We start from the raw sequence: 16,917 nt of genomic DNA, 5'->3' as shown, positions 1-16,917 counted from the left end.
AGCACAACCAGAAATTTATGCAACCTGGTTTTTTTTGTATAGGTTTAGCGCTCGCTTACTCAAGGTGTTCCAGAAGGCGGCGTGCGGCCTCCTGGCCACTGAGCCAGGCACCTTCGACCCGTCCGGACAGGCACCAATCGCCACAGGCATACAGGCCTTGGTCGGCATCGGCCAGGGCGCCCCATTCGTGATTGCCCGCTGGGCGCGCGTATAGCCAGCGGTGGGCGAGGGAGAACGTCGGAGGTGGCACCACGCAACCGATCAACTCGGCGAACTCTCCCAACAGTTGTTCGATCACTTCGTCCTTGTGCAGGTCGATGTGGTGTCTGCTCCAGGTGGAGGTGGCGTGCAGGACCCAAGTATCGAGATGCCCGTCCCGTCCTGGCTTGCTGCGATTACGGGCCAGCCAGTCGAGCGGGTTGTCCTGGACGAAGCAGCCTTGCATCGGGGTGTCCAAGGGTGTCTGGAAGCCCAGGGCAATGGCCCAGGTCGGCTCCATCGTCACCCCTGCCGCGACGGCGGCGAGCTTGGGCGTAGCGGCAAGCAGCGGAGTGGCCTGAGGCGCCGGCACTGCGATGACCACGCGGCTGTAGGGACCATGGCTGCAGCCTTCGGTGTCCTGCAGGTGCCAGAACTGTTTGCCACGGAAGACCTCGGCGATGCGGCAGCCGAAGTTGACTGTCACATCCTTGAGTAGCCCACGGGTGATCGCGCTCATGCGAGGCACGCCGACCCAGCGGGTCTGCTCGTCGGGGGAGGGGGTCAGTTCGCCGTCGCGGTAGTTGTACAACTGCGGCTTCCATTGCGCGGCCCAGCCGTTGGCGACCCACTGTTGCACCTGCTCGACGAAGCGTCGATCGCGGGCAGTGAAGTACTGGGCGCCCAGATCGAGCGCACCGGCCTCACTGCGTTTGCTGGCCATGCGACCGCCACTGCCATGGCCCTTGTCGAACAAATGGACGGCCTGCCCGGCCTTCTGCAAGGCCTGGGCGGCGGACAGGCCGGCTATGCCGGCACCGATGATAGCGATTGGTACTGTCATGATGGCCTCTTCGAACCGTGCTGTTACGCAGACTACGCTGTCAGGCAAACCTGTACAATGCATAATTTTTGTATAAGGTTATGCTGCTTCATGGAACAGGGTGGCCTATGTTTAACGAGAGCGTTGGGTCAAACATCTGGTCAGGAAAGTGCCTTGATCTTAAAAATAGACCACAGCGGCACTCCACGAGGACACAGCCATGCATATATTGCTGACAGGCGGTACCGGCTTGATTGGCCAGCACCTGTGCCAACTCTGGTCAAGCCAGGGTCATCGTCTCACGGTCTGGAGCCGCCGCCCCGAACAAGTGCCCAGGTTGTGTGGCAGTGGGGTGCGTGGGATAGCCCGGCTGGAAGACCTGGCCGCCGACGAAGTGCTTGATGCGGTGGTCAATCTGGCCGGCGCGCCCATTGCGGACCGACCTTGGACGGCGGGCCGGCGCAGCGTGCTCTGGGCCAGCCGGGTCACCCTGACCGAACAATTGCTGGCCTGGCTCGAGGCCAGGGCACAACGTCCCGAGGTGCTGGTTTCAGGGTCCGCCGTGGGGTGGTACGGAGATGGCGGTGAGCGTGAGCTGACCGAGTCCTCGCCGCCTGTGCGTGAGGATTTCGCCAGCCAGCTGTGCATCGCCTGGGAAGAAACCGCATCGCGCGCCCAAGCCTTGGGCATACGTGTGGTGCTGGTGCGAACCGGCTTGGTACTGGCTGCCGATGGCGGCTTTTTGTCGCGCCTGCGCCTGCCGTTCAAACTCGGCCTGGGCGGGCCTTTGGGCGATGGCCGGCAGTGGATGCCCTGGGTCCACATAGACGATGAAATCGCCTTGATTGATTTTCTGTTGAAGCATAAGGACGCTAGCGGTCCTTATAATGCCTGCGCCCCTGAACCTGTGCGCAACCGCGAGTTCGCCAGGCGTCTGGGCCGGACCCTGCACCGGCCAGCAGTGCTGCCGGTACCCAGGCTGCTGCTGAAGGCAGGCCTGGGCGAGTTGTCGATCCTGCTGCTCGGCGGCCAACGGGCCCGCCCAGCGCGCTTGCTGGCGGCGGGCTTCACGTTCCGTTTCAACGATCTGCAATCGGCGCTGGACAGCCTGTCCAGCCGCCTCTGACATAGGACGCTGCATGACCGATCACGCCCTGCTACTGGTCAACCTGGGTTCACCCGCCAGCACCTCGGTGGCCGATGTACGCCGTTACCTCAACCAGTTCCTGATGGACCCTTATGTGATCGACCTGCCGTGGCCGGTGCGGCGTCTGCTGGTATCGCTGATCCTGATCAAGCGCCCGGAGCAGTCGGCCCATGCCTATGCCTCGATCTGGTGGGACGAGGGTTCGCCTCTGGTGGTGCTGACCCGACGCTTGCAGGCGGCCATGGTCGAGCACTGGCCCCACGGCCCCGTTGAAATTGCCATGCGCTACGGCGAGCCGGCATTGCCCGATGTGCTGGCGCGATTGGCCGCACAGGGGGTGCGCAAGGTTACCCTGGCGCCACTGTATCCCCAGTTTGCCGACAGCACGGTCACCACCGTGGTGACGCTGGCGAACCAGACGATTGCCGATAAGCAATTGCCCTTGCAGATGCGTGTGCTGCAACCGTTCTACGATCACCCCGAATACATCGACGCCCTGGTGGCCAGTGCCAAGCCTTATCTGCAGCAGGACTACGATCACCTGTTGCTGAGTTTCCATGGCCTGCCAGAGCGCCATTTGAAAAAGCTCGATCCGACCGGCCAGCACGATTTCCAGGCCGCCGATTGCTGCAAGGACGCCAGCGCCGAAATGCGCGCGGTGTGCTATCGCGGGCAGTGCCTGGCCACGGCCAAGGCGTTTGCAGCCAGGATGGGCCTCCCGGATGGCAAATGGTCAGTGTCGTTCCAGTCTCGCCTGGGGCGGGCCAAATGGATCGAGCCCTACACCGAAACGCGTCTGGACGAACTGGGCAAGGCCGGTGTGAAGAAGCTGTTGGTGATGTGCCCGGCATTCGTGGCCGACTGCATTGAAACGCTGGAGGAAATTGGCCAGCGGGGGAGTGAGCAGTTTGTCGAGGCGGGGGGCGGGGAGTTGGTGCTGGTGCCTTGCCTGAATGACCACCCGGAGTGGGTGAGGGTGCTGGCGGGAATGTGCGAGAAGGTATAAGGCGTTTGCGCCCCCCTCTCTCAGCCGTGAACCGGCTCCCGTAGGAGCCGGCTTGCCGGCGATGGGGGCTCAGTCACTCAGGGCAACTGGTCGTCCAGTTTCTTGTGCTTCCAGCTGTCGTTGCCCGGCAGAATCAGGTTCAGCGCAATGGCCACGATGGCGCACAGGGCAATGCCCTTGAGGCCCCAGTCGTCCGGGCCGTCGCCGCTGCCGATCAACACGCCGCCGATACCGAACACCAGTGTTACCGACACGATCACCAGGTTGCGCGCCTCGGCCAGGTCGATCTTGTGGCGGATCATGGTGTTCATGCCTACCGCCGCGATCGAGCCGAACAACAGGCAGAGAATGCCGCCCATCACCGGAACCGGAATGCTCTGCAGCAATGCGCCGAACTTGCCGATGAAGGCCAGGCTGATGGCGAAGATCGCCGCCCAGGTCATGATCTTCGGGTTGTAGTTCTTGGTCAGCATCACCGCGCCAGTCACTTCGGCGTAGGTGGTATTGGGCGGGCCACCGAACAGGCCGGCCGCGGTGGTCGCCAGGCCATCGCCCAGCAAGGTGCGGTGCAGACCTGGCTTCTTCAGGTAGTCGCGACCGGTCACGCTACCGACGGCGATCACGCCGCCGATGTGTTCGATGGCCGGGGCCAGCGCCACGGGCACGATGAACAGGATGGCCTGCCAGTTGAACGCGGGCGCGGTGAAGTTGGGCAGCTCCAGCCATGGCGCGGCGGCGATCTTGGCGGTATCGACCACGCCGAAGGCGAACGACAGGGCGAAGCCCACCAGTACACCGGCGATGATCGGCACCAGGCGGAAGATACCCTTGCCGAACACGGCGACGATCAGGGTGGTCAGCAGTGCCGGCATGGAGATCAGCATGGCGGTCTTGTACGGCAGCAGCACACTGCCGTCACCGGCCTTGCCCATGGCCATGTTCGCGGCGATCGGGGCCATGGCCAGGCCAATGGAGATGATCACCGGGCCGATGACCACAGGCGGCAGCATGCGGTCGATGAAACCGGTGCCCTTGATCTTCACCATCAGGCCCATGAAGGTGTACACGAAGCCTGCGGCCATCACGCCGCCCATGGTCTCGGCCAGGCCGAACTGGCCCTTGGCGAGAATGATCGGGGTGATGAAGGCAAAGCTCGACGCCAGGAATACCGGCACTTGCCGACCGGTGACCAACTGGAACAGCAAGGTGCCGATGCCTGCGGTGAACAGCGCGACGTTCGGATCGAGGCCGGTGATCAGTGGCATCAGCACCAGCGCGCCGAATGCCACGAAGAGCATCTGCGCGCCCGAAACGACCTGGCGCCAGAGCGGGTCGTTGAAGCCGTCCTGCATGGTCAGGCGTCCTTCTGCTTGGTGCCGAAGATCTTGTCGCCAGCGTCGCCCAGGCCTGGAACGATGTAACCGTGCTCGTTCAGGTGCTGGTCGATCGACGCGGTGTAGATCTGGACGTCCGGGTGGGCTTTTTCCACCACCTCGATGCCCTCTGGCGCGGCGACCAGGACCATGGCGCGGATTTCCTTGCAGCCGGCCTTCTTCAGCAGGTCGATGGTGGCGACCATCGAGCCGCCGGTGGCCAGCATCGGGTCGATGATCAGGGCCAGGCGCTGGTTGATGTCCGGGGCGAGCTTTTCCAGGTAAGTGTGCGCTTCGAGGGTTTCTTCGTTGCGCGCAACGCCCACGGCGCTGACCTTGGCGCCCGGAATCAGGCTGAGCACGCCGTCGAGCATGCCGATACCGGCCCGCAGGATTGGCACCACGGTGATCTTCTTGCCGGCGATTTTTTCCACTTGGACCTTGCCACACCAACCGTCGATTTCGTAGGTTTCGAGCGGCAGGTCCTGGGTGGCTTCGTAGGTCAGAAGCGCGCCGACTTCCTGGGCGAGTTCGCGAAAATTCTTGGTGCTGATATCGGCACGGCGCATCAGGCCGAGCTTATGGCGGATCAGCGGATGGCGGATCTCACGAGTGGGCATAGGGGGGCTCCGAAAGGCGGGCAAAAAAACCGCGCTAGATTAATCTATTCAGCCTGTGCTGTCGTGCAGTCATTCTGGACGTTAGTCCATAAATGCTTGATTCGGGACGAGCGGATGCGTACCTTTGCCCGCTTTTCCAAAATGCACCCCCTGGAGAGCGCCATGTCCGCTGATCTCGAGCACATCCGTCAAGTCATGCGCGAAGCAGACTGCCTGTACAACGAAGCTGAGGTCGAAGCGGCCATCGCCAAAGTCGGCGAGCAGATCTGCAAGGACCTGCACGACAAGAACCCGGTGGTTTTCTGCGTGATGAACGGTGGCCTGATCTTCGCCGGCAAGCTGCTGACCCACCTGCAGTTCCCACTCGAAGCCTCTTACCTGCACGCTACCCGCTACCGCAATCAAACCAGCGGTGGCGAGCTGTTCTGGAAGGCCAAGCCGGAAGTGTCGTTCATCGACCGCGACGTGTTGATCGTCGATGACATTCTCGACGAAGGCCACACCCTCAGCGCCATCATCGACTTCTGCAAGCATGCCGGCGCCCGTTCGGTACACACTGCCGTGCTGATCGACAAGGACCACGACCGCAAGGCCAGCCCGGACCTCAAGGCCAACTATGTCGGCCTGCCATGCGTCGATCGCTACATCTTCGGCTATGGTATGGACTACAAGGGCTACTGGCGCAACGCCAACGGCATCTTCGCGGTCAAGGGGTTGTAAGCATGCGCCGGCCTGAGTTCATCGACCAAACGCTGTTCGCCAGGCTGGCCAGCACAGCCGCCGAGGTGCCGCGCCAGCGGCATCATCACACCTTTCATGAAATGGATGAGCCGTGCCACCGGGTGGCGGTCGGCTTGCAGCCCTCCACCTACATCGCGCCGCACCGGCACCTGAGCGCCGACAAGGCTGAAACCCTGCTGGTGCTCAAGGGGCGCCTGGGCCTGCTGATTTTCAATGAAGACGGCCAGGTATGCGACAAGCGCGTGCTGCAGGCCGGTGGCGACTGCCTGGGCGTGGATCTTGTGCCTGGGCTTTATCACGGGCTGGTCGTACTGGAGCCTGACAGCATTCTGTTCGAGTGCAAGGCTGGGCCGTACCGGGCCTTGGCTGAAGGCGAGCATGCCCACTGGGCGCCGCGTGAAGGCGACGAGGGCGTGGCGCAATACCTGGCCTGGATGATCGCGCAATTCGATTGAGGCGTGCTGCCCAGCCAGGACGCCGGCGTGTGCTGGTGCCGATCCGCGGCAATAGGGCCGTACAGCCAAAACCCGGCGTGCTAGAGTGCTCCTTCATGCCAAGGAGCCTCACATGCGTGCGATTCTTTCCCTGTTGCTGGTCGTAAGCCTGCCGCTTTGCGCCGCACCGTTGCACAGCCAGTTTCTCCCACCCGATGACTTGTCATTGCGCCAGGAAGCGCCGACCGGTCAGCAGTTGCTGCAAGTGACCGACTACTCGGTGGTGGTGGGAGCCCAACGTCAGTCCGACCAGCAACCGATCCCGATCACCGCCTCGCTGCAGATGCGCCTCAAGGGCAAGCCGCTGAGCAAGGGCGCGACCATCGGCCAGGTGCTGCTGACCTTCGACGGTGAGGCCGGCAAGAGTTTGAAGAAGCCGGTGTACGACGAAAAGACCCGCACGCTGAGCCTGAATTACCCGGTCAGCGATTATCGCGTGGTCATGGACCTGCTGCGTAACGAAACTGTCTACGTGCAATTTCTGACCTACGCCAACGGCCATGTCTGGGCCGACCTGCACACCGGCACTGTACGTACGCGTTGAGGCCTGTCGCCTGAGGGGGGTAAACTGCCGGCCTTCGAAATCCCGTGATGGTCCAGTTGGAGCCGGCAATGCGCAAAGACAAGAAGCAGGTGATTGGTGACGAGATCAGCGATGACTACGTCAAGACGTTCCTTCAGTTCGAGCCGGCCGATGGCGTGACCTCGCCGTCGCTGCACAAGCTGGTCAAGGCCTATCGTGGTCTGCGTGTCGACGATTTCGAGCGCTTTGTCGGTTTCTTCGTCGAGGCCGGCCATGACTTGGACGGCAAGGACGAGCACGGCAAGACCTTCGTCGAGTTGATCGCCGACCAGCGCAATGCGCCGGAGTACATCGAGATCATCGATAAAGCCCGCGGCTGATCGGCCGCCTGAACCGGCCCTATCACCGGCGAGCCGGCTCCTAAAGGGGCAGGGCGGTATAGGCGGCACAGCGAGCAGACACAAAAAAACGCCCCGAGGGGCGTTTTTTCGTTTCAGCCAGATCAGGCGTAGTGCTTGGCCGGGCTGCTTTCGACCAGATCCAGGGCCGCATCGTTGTCGGCACTGATCTTGTGGTACAGCGCGGCATCGTTGGCCAGGGTCTTCTCGCGAGCCGGGAAGATCTCCTTGAGCTTGGCAGCCCAGGCGCCCTTGGCCTGCTCGGGGAAGCAGCGCTCGATCAGTTCGAGCATGATCGACACGGTCACCGAAGCACCTGGCGATGCACCCAGCAAGGCTGCGAGGCTGCCGTCCTGGGCCGAGACCAGCTCGGTACCGAACTGCAGGATGCCGCCTTTCTTCGGGTCCTTCTTGATGATCTGCACGCGCTGACCGGCCACTTCCAGGCGCCAGTCCTCGGCTTTGGCCTGCGGGTAGAAGCGACGCAGGGATTCCAGGCGTTGCTCCATCGACTGCATCACTTCGCTGACCAGGTACTTGGTCAGGTCCATGTTGTCGCGCGCGACCGCCAGCATCGGGCCGATGTTGCCCATGCGTACAGACAGCGGCAGGTCCATGAGCGAGCCGTGCTTGAGGAACTTGGTGGTGAAGCCGGCGTACGGCCCGAACAGCAGCGATTTCTTGCCATCTACCACACGGGTATCCAGGTGCGGTACCGACATGGGCGGCGCGCCAACCGCGGCCTGGCTGTAGACCTTGGCCTGGTGTTGCTTGACGATTTCCGGGTTGTCGCAGCGCAACCACTGGCCGCTCACCGGGAAACCGCCGAAACCTTTGCTTTCCGGAATGCCGGACATTTGCAGCAGCGGCAGGGCCGCGCCACCGGCGCCGAGGAAGACGAAACGGGCGTCCACTTCACGGCTGCCGCCGCTGTTGACGTCCTTGATGCTGACGGTCCAGCCGCTGCCGTTACGGCGCAGGCCGACGACTTTCTTGCTGTACTTGACCTGGGCGTCCTGGCTGGTGCTCAGCAGCTTGAGCAGCTTGTTGGTCAGGGCGCCGAAGTTGACGTCGGTGCCCTTGAGCACGCGAGTGGCGGCGATGCGCTGGTCGGCCGGACGGCCCGGCATCATCAGCGGCATCCACTCTTTCATCACTTCCTTGTCTTCGGTGTACTCCATCTCGGCGAAGGCATGGTGCTGCTTGAGCAGCTCGAAGCGCTTCTTGAGGAAGGAGATACCCTTGTCACCTTCGACGTAGCTCAGGTGCGGCACCGGGTTGATGAAGGCGCGCGGCGAGCCGAAGCTGCCTTTTTTGCTCAGGTAGGCCCAGAACTGGCGCGAAACCTCGAACTGGGTGTTGATGTGCACGGCCTTCTTGATGTCGATGCTGCCATCGGCGGCCTGGGGCGTGTAGTTCAGCTCGCACAGCCCGGCATGGCCGGTACCTGCGTTGTTCCAGGGGTTGGAGCTTTCCGCGGCTCCGGAGTCCATCGCCTCGACGACCTCAAGCTTCAGGGTCGGGTCAAGCTCCTTGAGCAGTACGGCCAAGGTGGCACTCATGATGCCCGCGCCTACCAGTACCACATCAACCGATTCGTTCTGCGCCATTTAACGCGTCTCCACAATCTACAGCTACCTAATTGACAGCATAGGACCCCAGGGTCGCCAGGATCGCCATGTCCGACTTTTCGCAGTTCTTGCAACTTCCGCGGACACCGCCAATCAGTCTTCGGGTTCGGCTATTGAACGCCGCTTGCCACAGGTGCGGCAATTCGACTAATGGTCAAGGTGTCGTGCGTGCGTTATGGAACGACCTCAGACATCCATCCGGGATGAACGCGTTAGCCGCCTGTTCAGGGCTGTTCGGGACACATCTGCCGCTTTTACACATGCCAGACTGTTCATTTGCTCGCCACACTCTCGTGAAGTTGTGAAAAACCGTTTTTTCACGCTCTTTTGGAGACGTGAACCTCAAAAGGGGACTGCGCGATGGCAACCCACAGGTTCATGCAGTGCGAAGGGCCGGAAAAGCAGGCACGACAGCCGATGCAAGACCTGAGTGGAAGGCTCTCTGTGGGCGAAGCGTTGAAGGTGCCGGGGTCAATCGGCGAATGCGGGGCCCGATCAGGAGACGTCCTTATAATCGGGGGGAGATTATAACGATGTCGCGGGCAGAAAGGTCGTAATTCGTAGTTTTTATTGCAGCGTTTGTCTGGGAAATGCGGTGCGTGGGTGCCATCGGGGCTTGCGCGGGTGCAAATCCCGGCTTTGGTCGGGTGCCAGAGTGGCTTTACGACGGGGCAGGCCGATGACTGGTCAGGGCCTGGCTGAGTATACTGGGGGCCTTTGCCGCATTTTCTGGAGAAACGCGCATGTTGCAACGTCTGTTGTTCGGTTTGATTGCCGTGGCCAGCCTCAGCCTGGTCGGTTGTGCCCACAGCCCGCAACAACTCAGCCCGCAACCCAAACTCACTGCCCAGCTCGCGCCGGTCGGTCATGGCCAGCCCGTGGTGGTCAAGGTCGTCGATGGGCGGGCTTCGCAATCGCTGGGTACTCGCGGTGGCATGTACCCTGAAACCAGCACCATCAGCGTCAGTGGCAACGACATCGTGCCCAAGCTGCAAGCCCAGGCAGAAGCAGCCGTGCGCCTGCTTGGCTTCACCCCGACCCCCAACGCCTACAACGCACCGCAACTGACCGTGACCCTGGCCGAGCTGAAATACCAGTCGCCCAAGGACAACCTGTATGTGACCGAGGCTACCATCGGTGCCACCTTCCGTGCCGACGTGTCCAATGCCAACCGTCGCTACAGCGGCCGCTACGGTGCATCGCTGGACCAGCGTTTCGGCATGGCGCCGAATCAGGAAACCAACACCAAGCTGGTCGGTGACGTGCTGAGCGATGCCCTCACGCGCCTGTTCAAGGACCCGACCATCGGCCAGGTCCTGGGCGAGTAACCTTCGGCTCGATCGGCCCCATCGCCGGCTCGCCGGGGATGGGGTCGACACGTTTCAAACGGCCTCGACATGAAATCGCATGACACTTTGTCGCCTGGGCCGGGCGGTGCAAGCGGAGTTGGGTAGAATGCCGGCCTTCGCTGTCGTTCTAACCGAGGTTGCGTGATGTCGTTGCAAGTGCTCTGGGGCTTCCTGGTTGCCCACCCGACCAAGCTGATCAATCTGCTGGCACTGTTGATGACGTGCCCGGGCGGATTGTTGCTGCACAGCGCCCGGCGGCGCGAAGCCGTAACCCGCGAAAGCCTGGCGATGGACGAAGGCGTGGTGGAGGCTTTCGACCTGCGCGTGCCGCGCTACTACTACATCCTGGGCTTTTCCTGCCTGGCCATGGCACTGCTGCTGTCCTGGTTCAGCACCTGGATCTGAGCCATCGCCGGCACGCCGGCGATGGGGTTCGGCCGATCAGGCCACGGGCGCCTGCTGCTTGACCTGATACTGGTTACGTACTGGCGTCGCATACTGCAATATCAGGTACGGTCGCTGCTCTTCAGGGCATGCCTCCAGCCGGCGCTGCCACTCTTCCTTGGCTCGGGCCAGTTCGTCTGCCGGGAACAGGGTCTCGGCGCTCGGCACGTGCAGCGCTTCATCCTTCTCTGCCCACATCGCGTAGGCCAGGTAGTGCACCGGGAACAACCGGTAGCCGCCGAGGATCTGCCGGTCGATTTCCTGCGCCAACTGCTTGGTGTCTTCGTAATACTCGGTCACTGGCGGAGCGAAGTTGATGTGCACCCGGCCTTTGTAGCCAGTGATGCCCTTGGCGATGCTGTTGTCATCTTCGCCAGGCGCCTTCTTGTAGGTGCCGGTGGTGGCGCGGATGTACAGCTCGCGCGCCTTGGCCAGGTCGCACGGGTCATACTCGTAGCTGATCGAGACCGGAATCAGGTTCAGGCCCTGGATCACTGCGCCGAACGGCTCGTCCTTGCGGCTCATGTGGAACATCTTGAGGATCGCCGAATCGGTGCGATCGTCACCGTCCTTGGCGCGGCCTTCGGCCTGGGCGATCCAGATCGATACGCAGTCATTACGAATCGAGTGGTTGATATAGGCCGAGAGCAGTTGGTAGGCGGCCAGCTTTTCGCGGCGACCGGTCAGCGAACGGTGCACGATGAAGCTCTTGTTCAGGCGCATCATGTCGCTGACGAAGGGCTTTTGCAGCAGGTTGTCGCCAATGGCGATGCGCGGGGTCGGCAGGCCGGCATGGTACACCGCGTAGTTGACGAAGGCCGGGTCCATGACGATGTCGCGGTGGTTGGCCAGGAACAGGTAGGCCGTACCGGACTTGAGTTGCTCTACGCCGGAATAGGTCACGCCGTCGGTGGCGCGTTCGATGGTGTGGTCGACGTAGTACTCGACCTTGTCCTGCAAGGTCGCGACGCACGTGACGCCCGCGAACTCCTTGCGCAGGCGGCGGGCGATCAGCGGCTTGAGCAGCCAGCCGAGCGGGCCCGCTGCACGCGGGAAGCGGAAGTGGGTGAGGATATCGAGGAATGCCGGGTCGCTGAGCAGGCGTGCCAGAACGGCAGGGACCTCAGCGTCGTCGTACGGTCGGATGGCATCGAATTCGCCCATCATGCTCTCTTGTTGGAAACGGCTAGGGTAATAAAGTAGGGATGGGGTCCGAAAAACGGCTCGGACACTCACAGGCCCTGTAAACAGACCGGCAATTATACGCATAAGTCACTGCGGAGGCCGCGATGCTGGAAACCGACTTCTACGATTGTCCTTATTGTGGTGAACGGGTGGAAACCACAGTCGACCTGTCCGGTGGCGATCAGGTCTACACCGAGGATTGCCAGGTGTGTTGCCAGCCTGTCGTGTTCATTCTGCAGGTGCACGGTGACGAATGGATGCTCGACGTCAGACGCGAGGATGATGCCTGATGCAGAGAATCTACGATCCGGAAAACCTGCTGGAGGCGCAGATGCTGTTGGGCATGCTGACCAGCGAAGGCATCGAGGTGCACCTGATTGGGCGCGACCTTGTGGGTGGTGTAGGCGAGTTGCCGGTATACGGCCTGCTCGGCATTGCCGTGCCGGATGAGCAGGCCGGTTACGCACGGCATCTGATCGAAGCGTACAATGATGCCCAGCCGCTTGCCGGCGACGAACCGGAGAGTTTTCCCGGTACCTTGATCTGCTAGGTTCAGAATTCGCCCATGTGTGGACGTTATGCCCTGTTTCGCTGGCCCCAGGCGCTTGCCAGCCTGCCGGGCTTCCCTGCCGGCCAGCCGGCGCAATGGAATATCTCCCCCGGCCACTCGGTGCTGATCCAGCGACAGCTCGACGGTCGGCAGCAACTGGACAAGGCTCGCTGGGGGCTGACCCCAGCCTGGCTTACCGACCTTTCCCGCACGCCTGCCCATGCCCGCGCCGAAACCCTCGCCGAACAGCCGATGTTCCGTGAGGCCTTTCGTCAGCGCCGTTGCCTGATGCCTGCCAATGGTTTCTACGAGTGGCGCGGTTCGGTGCGCAAGCGCCCGTATTGGCTGACGCCGGCAGAAGGTTCGTCGCTGTACTTCGCCGCGATCTGGGAGGCGTATCCAGTGCAGGACCAGGTGTGGCTCAGTTGCGCGGTGGTGACCCAGGCAGCGATGAACCAGCGCCGGCCGCTGATTCTCGACGAGGCAGCGCAGGCGGCGTGGCTGGATCCGGACACGCCGGTGCTGCGGTTGCACGAGTTGCTGGCTTTGCCGACCGTTACCCTGCGCGAGCGGGCGTTGGCCAATTTCGTCAACGACCCGAAGCTGGATGCGCCCGAGTGTCTGACCCCGGCATAAATCTTACCTGCGGCTATGGCAAGGGGCAGGGGACTCGTCCTAGGATACGCCGCATGTAAAAAGGGAGTGTTTTCATGCGTAAGTCATTCGTTGTCAGCCTGTTGAGTGCTGGCATCCTGCTGGCTGGCTGCCAGGCGGTGAACACCACCAGCGGCGGTGCCGTCGGTGTCGAGCGCCAGCAGTACATGTTCAGTATGCTTTCGACCGATGAGGTCAATCAGATGTACGCGCAGTCTTACCAGCAAACGTTGGGTGAGGCTTCGAGCAAGGGTGTGCTGGACAAGTCCAGCAGCGATGCCAAGCGGGTTCGCGCCATCGCAGACCGTCTGATTGCCCAGGCGCCGATCTTCCGCCCGGATGCCGCGCAGTGGAAATGGGAAGTCAATGTCATCAAGAGCGATGAGCTCAACGCCAACTGCGGCCCAGGCGGTAAGATCATCGTCTACACCGGCCTGATCGATAAGCTCAAGCTCACCGACGCCGAGATTGCCGCGGTCGTCGGCCACGAAATCGCCCACGCCCTGCGCGAGCACAGCCGCGAAGCGATGTCCAAGGCCTATGGGGTCGAGATGGCCCGCCAGGGTGCTGGCGCGCTGTTCGGCCTCGGCCAGAGCGGCATGGCCTTGGCCGACACCGTGGTGAACTACGCCATGACGTTGCCCAACAGCCGTGCCAACGAGAACGAGGCCGACCTGATTGGCCTGGAGCTTTCGGCACGTGCCGGCTACGACCCGAATGCCGCGATCACCCTGTGGAACAAGATGAGCAAGGCGTCCGAAGGCGCACCGCCCGAGTTCATGAGCACCCACCCGGCGTCCAGCAGTCGGATCGCTTCGTTGCAGGCGGCCATTCCGAAGGTGATGCCTCTGTACGAAGCTGCCAAGAAGTAAGGTTGCCTGGGGCCGCAACGCGGCCCCAGGGCACTGCCTTACCCCACCCAGCCACTGGCCTTCATCGCCGAGTAGACGGCGACGATCGCCAGCACGAAGAACGCAGCAGCTGCCAGGCGACGAATCAGCGCCAACGGCAGTTTCTCCGCCGCGAAGTTACCCGCCAGTACCACCGGCACGTTGGCAATCAGCATGCCCAGGGTGGTGCCGATGATGACCATGATCAGGTGCGGATATTGAGCGGCCAGCATTACGGTGGCTACCTGTGTCTTGTCACCGATTTCGGCGAGGAAGAAGGCGATCAGCGTGGTCAGGAACGGCCCGAAACGGCGGGCCGGATTCTCGTCGTCATCCATCTTGTCCGGTACCAGGGTCCACAGCGCCGTGGCGGCAAAGCTCGCGGCCAGAATCCAGTGCAGCGTCGTCTCGCTGAAGAACCCGCTGACCCAGGCGCCTACCGCGCCGGCAGCGGCATGGTTGGCCAGCGTGGCTGCAATGATGCCGGCGATGATTGGCCAGGGCTTGCGAAAGCGTGCAGCGAGGATGAGTGCGAGCAGTTGCGTCTTGTCGCCGATTTCGGCCAGGGCAACGATTGCGGTGGGTACGAGCAAAGATTCCAGCATCAGGTTTCCTACGGGGGCGGGTCGACACGGCTATGACACGTACGACCTCCCCGCCCCGGGTAAGGTGTGCGTGTCATAGGTCTTGTCAAACCCTGGACCTGTCTGCGCAGATCATGGGTCGCACGCGCCATGGCCTGTGGGCCAAGTGTGTTGACGCGTACCGGGCGAGCAGGGCGCTCGCGGGAGACTACTCCCCTAGGACGGTGCGGATTCTGCCTAGTCGAAACGGTTTCGGCAAGCCCTGTTTTTATCAGCGGGTCGCTTTGTAGATCCGGAACCCATCCGCCTCGGCGAGCGTGTGACACTGGCCCAAGGCCGCTTCGATCAGCGGCTGATAGCGCAGGAAACTGTTGGCCACAAGGCGGATTTCGCCGCCTTTTCGCAGGTGTTCGCCTGATTTTTTCAACAGGTTTTCCGATGCCTGGTAATTGGTATGGACGCCGGTGTGGAACGGTGGGTTGCTCAGGATCAAGCTCAGGTCGCGGGGCGCTGCGTCGATCCCGTCACCGCTGATCACTTCACCTTCCAGGCCGTTGGCGGCCAGGGTCAGGCGACTGGCGGCCACTGCGAAGGCATCGACGTCGAGCAAGGTCACGCTGCTTTGCGGGTAGCGTCGCTTGACCGTGGCCCCCAGCACACCGGCGCCACAGCCGAAGTCCAGCACATGGCCCACAGGCAGGTCGTCCAAGTGCTTGAGTAACAGGGCGGTGCCACGGTCGAGTCGGCCATGGCTGAACACGCCCGGCAGGCTGACCACGTGCAGGGGGCCATCCTCCAGGTCCAGTTCGAAGCGCTCGGCAAGGGTTTCCAGCGGTTTGGCCTCGGGGGCGTTTTCCACCGTCACTTGCCACAGCTGGCAATGACGGGCGCTGTCGAGCTTGCGGGGCTTGCCGAAGGCCTGCAACTGTTTGGCCGCGCCTTCGATGCCGCCTCGCTTCTCGCCCACCAGGTACAGCGCGCGTCCTTTCAGGCGCGAAGCCAGGGCGTTGAGCAAGTAGGCGGCCAGCTCGCGGGACTTGGGCAGGAACAGCACCGCCGCCTCGAATGCCACCTCAGGCGCTTCCACCGCGTAATGGCTGCGCCCCGGGAAGCGGCTGTCGAGCACGGACTGGTCGCCCGCATGCCAGGTCCAGCCATGGGCACTGGGCAACTGGCCGAGCAAGTCGTCGGCGGGCGCACCGGCGATCAGCAGCGGCCCCTGGAACAGGTCCGCCTGGCGGAGCAATACTTCACTGCGCGGGTCCATGGACGACGCCTCCTGAAAAAAGTGGCGCAGTGTAGCAGAGGCCGGCGTGCGGCTCAGCTGACCACGCGCCGTGGCTGGCCGGCGAAAAAGGCCTGGGCGTTTTCGCTGAGCTGGCCAACGATGCGCTGGCGTGACTCCACCGCGCCCCAGGCGCTGTGCGGAGTGATGACCAGGCGGGGAATGTCGGTGGCCAGCAACGGGTTGCCGTTGACCGGTGGCTCGACGCTCAGCACGTCGGTAGCAGCGCCGCCCAGGTGACCGCTGCGCAGGGCGTCGGCCAGGGCCTGTTCATCGATCAGGCCGCCGCGTGCGGTATTGACCACCAACGCGCCGGGTTTGAGCAGGGCCAGCTGATCGGCGCCGATCATGTGCCGGGTGTGCTCGTTCAGCGGGCAATGCAAGGTCAGGGCATCGACTTGCGGGAGCAGCTCGTCCAGCGGCAGGCGGTCGTCCCGCGCCGGGCGACCGGGGATCTGCCCGCTCAGCACGCGCATGCCGAAAGCTTCGGCCAGGCGCGCCACCGCACCGCCCAGTTCACCGTGACCGAGCAGGCCGAGGGTCTTGCCTTCAAGCTCAACGATCGGGAAGTCCAGCAGGCAGAACTGGCTGGCCTTGGCCCAGCGGCCATCGGCTACTGCCTGGTTGTAGTCACACAGGCGCGTGGCCAGGGCCAGCAGCAGGGCAAGGGTGTGCTGGGCCACCGAAGGGGTGCCGTAGCCTTGGCAGTTGCACACGGTAATGCCCTGGGCCCTGGCCGCCGCCAGGTCGACGTTGTTGGTGCCGGTCGCGGCCACCAGGATCAGCCTGAGCTGCGGGTTGGCGGCCATGGCCGCGGCGTCGAGCACGACCTTGTTGCTGATGACTGCGATGGCACCGTGCAAGCGTTCGGCTACCTGGTCAGGGCGGGTCGAATCGAACAGCTGGAATTCGTCGAACTGGCTTTGCAACGGCGACAGGTCGAGGTCACCGAGGTCCAGGGACAGGTGGTCGAGAAACACGGCGCGACGCGGGCTTGGCATCAGGAAGCTCCGGTGGAGGGT

At 62.8% G+C, this 16,917-nt stretch carries 20 protein-coding genes and 1 riboswitch; of the genes, 12 read left to right on the top strand and 8 right to left on the bottom strand.

Annotated elements, in window-relative coordinates; all coding sequences use genetic code 11:
* Positions 1-55: 55 nt before the first annotated feature.
* On the bottom strand, positions 56-1,042 hold the full coding sequence (locus VXM67_RS22910) for an NAD(P)/FAD-dependent oxidoreductase (protein WP_023382345.1): 987 nt from the start codon (positions 1,040-1,042) through the stop codon (positions 56-58).
* A gap of 199 nt (positions 1,043-1,241) precedes the next feature.
* Between VXM67_RS22910 and VXM67_RS22905 the strand changes: the two genes are divergently transcribed.
* Positions 1,242-2,147: a TIGR01777 family oxidoreductase gene (locus VXM67_RS22905; protein ID WP_023382343.1), complete on the top strand. Its 906-nt coding sequence runs from the start codon at positions 1,242-1,244 to the stop codon at positions 2,145-2,147.
* 13 nt (positions 2,148-2,160) lie between these two features.
* A complete protein-coding gene (gene hemH / locus VXM67_RS22900; RefSeq protein ID WP_023382342.1) occupies positions 2,161-3,174 on the top strand; it encodes a ferrochelatase in 1,014 nt (337 codons plus the stop codon).
* A 77-nt stretch (positions 3,175-3,251) separates the two neighbouring features.
* On the opposite strand, the gene VXM67_RS22895 is transcribed toward hemH, so the two are convergent.
* Together VXM67_RS22895 and upp are read right to left on the bottom strand one after the other, a co-directional pair.
* Entirely contained in the window at positions 3,252-4,526 is a 1,275-nt protein-coding gene (locus VXM67_RS22895) for a uracil-xanthine permease family protein (RefSeq protein ID WP_023382341.1), read from the bottom strand.
* Positions 4,527-4,528: 2 nt separating this feature from the next.
* Positions 4,529-5,167: a uracil phosphoribosyltransferase gene (upp, locus tag VXM67_RS22890; RefSeq protein ID WP_023382340.1), complete on the bottom strand. Its 639-nt coding sequence runs from the start codon at positions 5,165-5,167 to the stop codon at positions 4,529-4,531.
* 162 nt (positions 5,168-5,329) lie between these two features.
* Between upp and VXM67_RS22885 the strand changes: the two genes are divergently transcribed.
* The 4 genes from VXM67_RS22885 (at position 5,330) to VXM67_RS22870 (ending at position 7,305) form a co-directional block, all read left to right on the top strand.
* Complete coding sequence (locus VXM67_RS22885; protein WP_023382339.1) at positions 5,330-5,887, top strand: hypoxanthine-guanine phosphoribosyltransferase; 558 nt, start codon at positions 5,330-5,332, stop codon at positions 5,885-5,887.
* A gap of 2 nt (positions 5,888-5,889) precedes the next feature.
* On the top strand, positions 5,890-6,363 hold the full coding sequence (locus tag VXM67_RS22880; RefSeq protein ID WP_023382338.1) for a WbuC family cupin fold metalloprotein: 474 nt from the start codon (positions 5,890-5,892) through the stop codon (positions 6,361-6,363).
* Between the two features lie 112 nt (positions 6,364-6,475).
* Positions 6,476-6,946, top strand: a complete 471-nt coding sequence (locus VXM67_RS22875; protein WP_023382337.1) for a hypothetical protein — start codon at positions 6,476-6,478, stop codon at positions 6,944-6,946.
* A gap of 68 nt (positions 6,947-7,014) precedes the next feature.
* Positions 7,015-7,305: a PA4642 family protein gene (locus VXM67_RS22870; RefSeq protein WP_023382336.1), complete on the top strand. Its 291-nt coding sequence runs from the start codon at positions 7,015-7,017 to the stop codon at positions 7,303-7,305.
* Positions 7,306-7,427: 122 nt separating this feature from the next.
* Here the strand turns inward: VXM67_RS22870 and mqo are convergent, their stop codons facing one another.
* Complete coding sequence (gene mqo, locus VXM67_RS22865; RefSeq protein ID WP_023382335.1) at positions 7,428-8,933, bottom strand: malate dehydrogenase (quinone); 1,506 nt, start codon at positions 8,931-8,933, stop codon at positions 7,428-7,430.
* A 764-nt stretch (positions 8,934-9,697) separates the two neighbouring features.
* Between mqo and VXM67_RS22860 the strand changes: the two genes are divergently transcribed.
* Both VXM67_RS22860 and VXM67_RS22855 read left to right on the top strand, forming a co-directional pair.
* Positions 9,698-10,282: a YajG family lipoprotein gene (locus VXM67_RS22860; RefSeq protein ID WP_023382334.1), complete on the top strand. Its 585-nt coding sequence runs from the start codon at positions 9,698-9,700 to the stop codon at positions 10,280-10,282.
* Positions 10,283-10,447: 165 nt separating this feature from the next.
* Positions 10,448-10,708, top strand: a complete 261-nt coding sequence (locus VXM67_RS22855) for a hypothetical protein (RefSeq protein WP_023382333.1) — start codon at positions 10,448-10,450, stop codon at positions 10,706-10,708.
* A gap of 36 nt (positions 10,709-10,744) precedes the next feature.
* Here VXM67_RS22855 and VXM67_RS22850 read toward each other — a convergent pair whose 3' ends face one another.
* On the bottom strand, positions 10,745-11,914 hold the full coding sequence (locus VXM67_RS22850) for a 1-acyl-sn-glycerol-3-phosphate acyltransferase (RefSeq protein WP_162144447.1): 1,170 nt from the start codon (positions 11,912-11,914) through the stop codon (positions 10,745-10,747).
* A gap of 122 nt (positions 11,915-12,036) precedes the next feature.
* Between VXM67_RS22850 and VXM67_RS22845 the strand changes: the two genes are divergently transcribed.
* The 4 genes from VXM67_RS22845 to VXM67_RS22830 all read left to right on the top strand — a co-directional run bounded on the left by VXM67_RS22845 (position 12,037) and on the right by VXM67_RS22830 (position 14,008).
* Entirely contained in the window at positions 12,037-12,222 is a 186-nt protein-coding gene (locus VXM67_RS22845; protein ID WP_023382331.1) for a CPXCG motif-containing cysteine-rich protein, read from the top strand.
* Positions 12,222-12,482 (top strand): DUF2007 domain-containing protein, encoded by a 261-nt coding sequence (locus tag VXM67_RS22840; protein WP_023382330.1) that lies wholly within the window; start codon positions 12,222-12,224, stop codon positions 12,480-12,482. Before VXM67_RS22845 ends, VXM67_RS22840 begins: the two co-directional genes overlap by 1 nt.
* Before the next feature lie 15 nt (positions 12,483-12,497).
* Complete coding sequence (locus tag VXM67_RS22835; protein ID WP_023382329.1) at positions 12,498-13,118, top strand: SOS response-associated peptidase; 621 nt, start codon at positions 12,498-12,500, stop codon at positions 13,116-13,118.
* 74 nt (positions 13,119-13,192) lie between these two features.
* Positions 13,193-14,008, top strand: coding sequence for a M48 family metallopeptidase (locus VXM67_RS22830; protein ID WP_023382328.1), 816 nt, complete (start codon positions 13,193-13,195; stop codon positions 14,006-14,008).
* A gap of 38 nt (positions 14,009-14,046) precedes the next feature.
* Here the strand turns inward: VXM67_RS22830 and VXM67_RS22825 are convergent, their stop codons facing one another.
* From VXM67_RS22825 to VXM67_RS22815, 3 genes are all read right to left on the bottom strand, one after another.
* Positions 14,047-14,628 carry a TMEM165/GDT1 family protein gene (locus tag VXM67_RS22825; RefSeq protein WP_177325268.1) on the bottom strand — a complete coding sequence of 194 codons (582 nt, stop codon included), beginning with the start codon at positions 14,626-14,628 and terminating at the stop codon, positions 14,047-14,049.
* A 91-nt stretch (positions 14,629-14,719) separates the two neighbouring features.
* A riboswitch (yybP-ykoY riboswitch) is annotated at positions 14,720-14,839 on the bottom strand.
* 42 nt (positions 14,840-14,881) lie between these two features.
* Positions 14,882-15,877 (bottom strand): class I SAM-dependent methyltransferase, encoded by a 996-nt coding sequence (locus tag VXM67_RS22820; RefSeq protein WP_104883316.1) that lies wholly within the window; start codon positions 15,875-15,877, stop codon positions 14,882-14,884.
* A 53-nt stretch (positions 15,878-15,930) separates the two neighbouring features.
* Complete coding sequence (locus VXM67_RS22815; RefSeq protein WP_023382325.1) at positions 15,931-16,896, bottom strand: 2-hydroxyacid dehydrogenase; 966 nt, start codon at positions 16,894-16,896, stop codon at positions 15,931-15,933.
* Positions 16,897-16,917: the final 21 nt, after the last annotated feature.

Source organism: Pseudomonas sp. Rh2, from assembly GCF_040762985.1.
Lineage (GTDB): Bacteria > Pseudomonadota > Gammaproteobacteria > Pseudomonadales > Pseudomonadaceae > Aquipseudomonas > Aquipseudomonas taiwanensis.
The sequence above is the reverse complement of the archived record's forward strand: the minus strand, read 5'-3'. Positions and strand labels throughout refer to the sequence as shown.

What these genes read in the sequence shown, in the direction of transcription:
- VXM67_RS22910 (WP_023382345.1), bottom strand. Translation starts at nt 1,042, where the DNA reads ATGACAGTACCAATCGCTATCATCGGTGCCGGCATAGCCGGCCTGTCC.
- VXM67_RS22905 (WP_023382343.1), top strand. Translation starts at nt 1,242, where the DNA reads ATGCATATATTGCTGACAGGCGGTACCGGCTTGATTGGCCAGCACCTG.
- hemH (WP_023382342.1), top strand. Translation starts at nt 2,161, where the DNA reads ATGACCGATCACGCCCTGCTACTGGTCAACCTGGGTTCACCCGCCAGC.
- VXM67_RS22895 (WP_023382341.1), bottom strand. Translation starts at nt 4,526, where the DNA reads ATGCAGGACGGCTTCAACGACCCGCTCTGGCGCCAGGTCGTTTCGGGC.
- upp (WP_023382340.1), bottom strand. Translation starts at nt 5,167, where the DNA reads ATGCCCACTCGTGAGATCCGCCATCCGCTGATCCGCCATAAGCTCGGC.
- VXM67_RS22885 (WP_023382339.1), top strand. Translation starts at nt 5,330, where the DNA reads ATGTCCGCTGATCTCGAGCACATCCGTCAAGTCATGCGCGAAGCAGAC.
- VXM67_RS22880 (WP_023382338.1), top strand. Translation starts at nt 5,890, where the DNA reads ATGCGCCGGCCTGAGTTCATCGACCAAACGCTGTTCGCCAGGCTGGCC.
- VXM67_RS22875 (WP_023382337.1), top strand. Translation starts at nt 6,476, where the DNA reads ATGCGTGCGATTCTTTCCCTGTTGCTGGTCGTAAGCCTGCCGCTTTGC.
- VXM67_RS22870 (WP_023382336.1), top strand. Translation starts at nt 7,015, where the DNA reads ATGCGCAAAGACAAGAAGCAGGTGATTGGTGACGAGATCAGCGATGAC.
- mqo (WP_023382335.1), bottom strand. Translation starts at nt 8,933, where the DNA reads ATGGCGCAGAACGAATCGGTTGATGTGGTACTGGTAGGCGCGGGCATC.
- VXM67_RS22860 (WP_023382334.1), top strand. Translation starts at nt 9,698, where the DNA reads ATGTTGCAACGTCTGTTGTTCGGTTTGATTGCCGTGGCCAGCCTCAGC.
- VXM67_RS22855 (WP_023382333.1), top strand. Translation starts at nt 10,448, where the DNA reads ATGTCGTTGCAAGTGCTCTGGGGCTTCCTGGTTGCCCACCCGACCAAG.
- VXM67_RS22850 (WP_162144447.1), bottom strand. Translation starts at nt 11,914, where the DNA reads ATGATGGGCGAATTCGATGCCATCCGACCGTACGACGACGCTGAGGTC.
- VXM67_RS22845 (WP_023382331.1), top strand. Translation starts at nt 12,037, where the DNA reads ATGCTGGAAACCGACTTCTACGATTGTCCTTATTGTGGTGAACGGGTG.
- VXM67_RS22840 (WP_023382330.1), top strand. Translation starts at nt 12,222, where the DNA reads ATGCAGAGAATCTACGATCCGGAAAACCTGCTGGAGGCGCAGATGCTG.
- VXM67_RS22835 (WP_023382329.1), top strand. Translation starts at nt 12,498, where the DNA reads ATGTGTGGACGTTATGCCCTGTTTCGCTGGCCCCAGGCGCTTGCCAGC.
- VXM67_RS22830 (WP_023382328.1), top strand. Translation starts at nt 13,193, where the DNA reads ATGCGTAAGTCATTCGTTGTCAGCCTGTTGAGTGCTGGCATCCTGCTG.
- VXM67_RS22820 (WP_104883316.1), bottom strand. Translation starts at nt 15,877, where the DNA reads ATGGACCCGCGCAGTGAAGTATTGCTCCGCCAGGCGGACCTGTTCCAG.
- VXM67_RS22815 (WP_023382325.1), bottom strand. Translation starts at nt 16,896, where the DNA reads ATGCCAAGCCCGCGTCGCGCCGTGTTTCTCGACCACCTGTCCCTGGAC.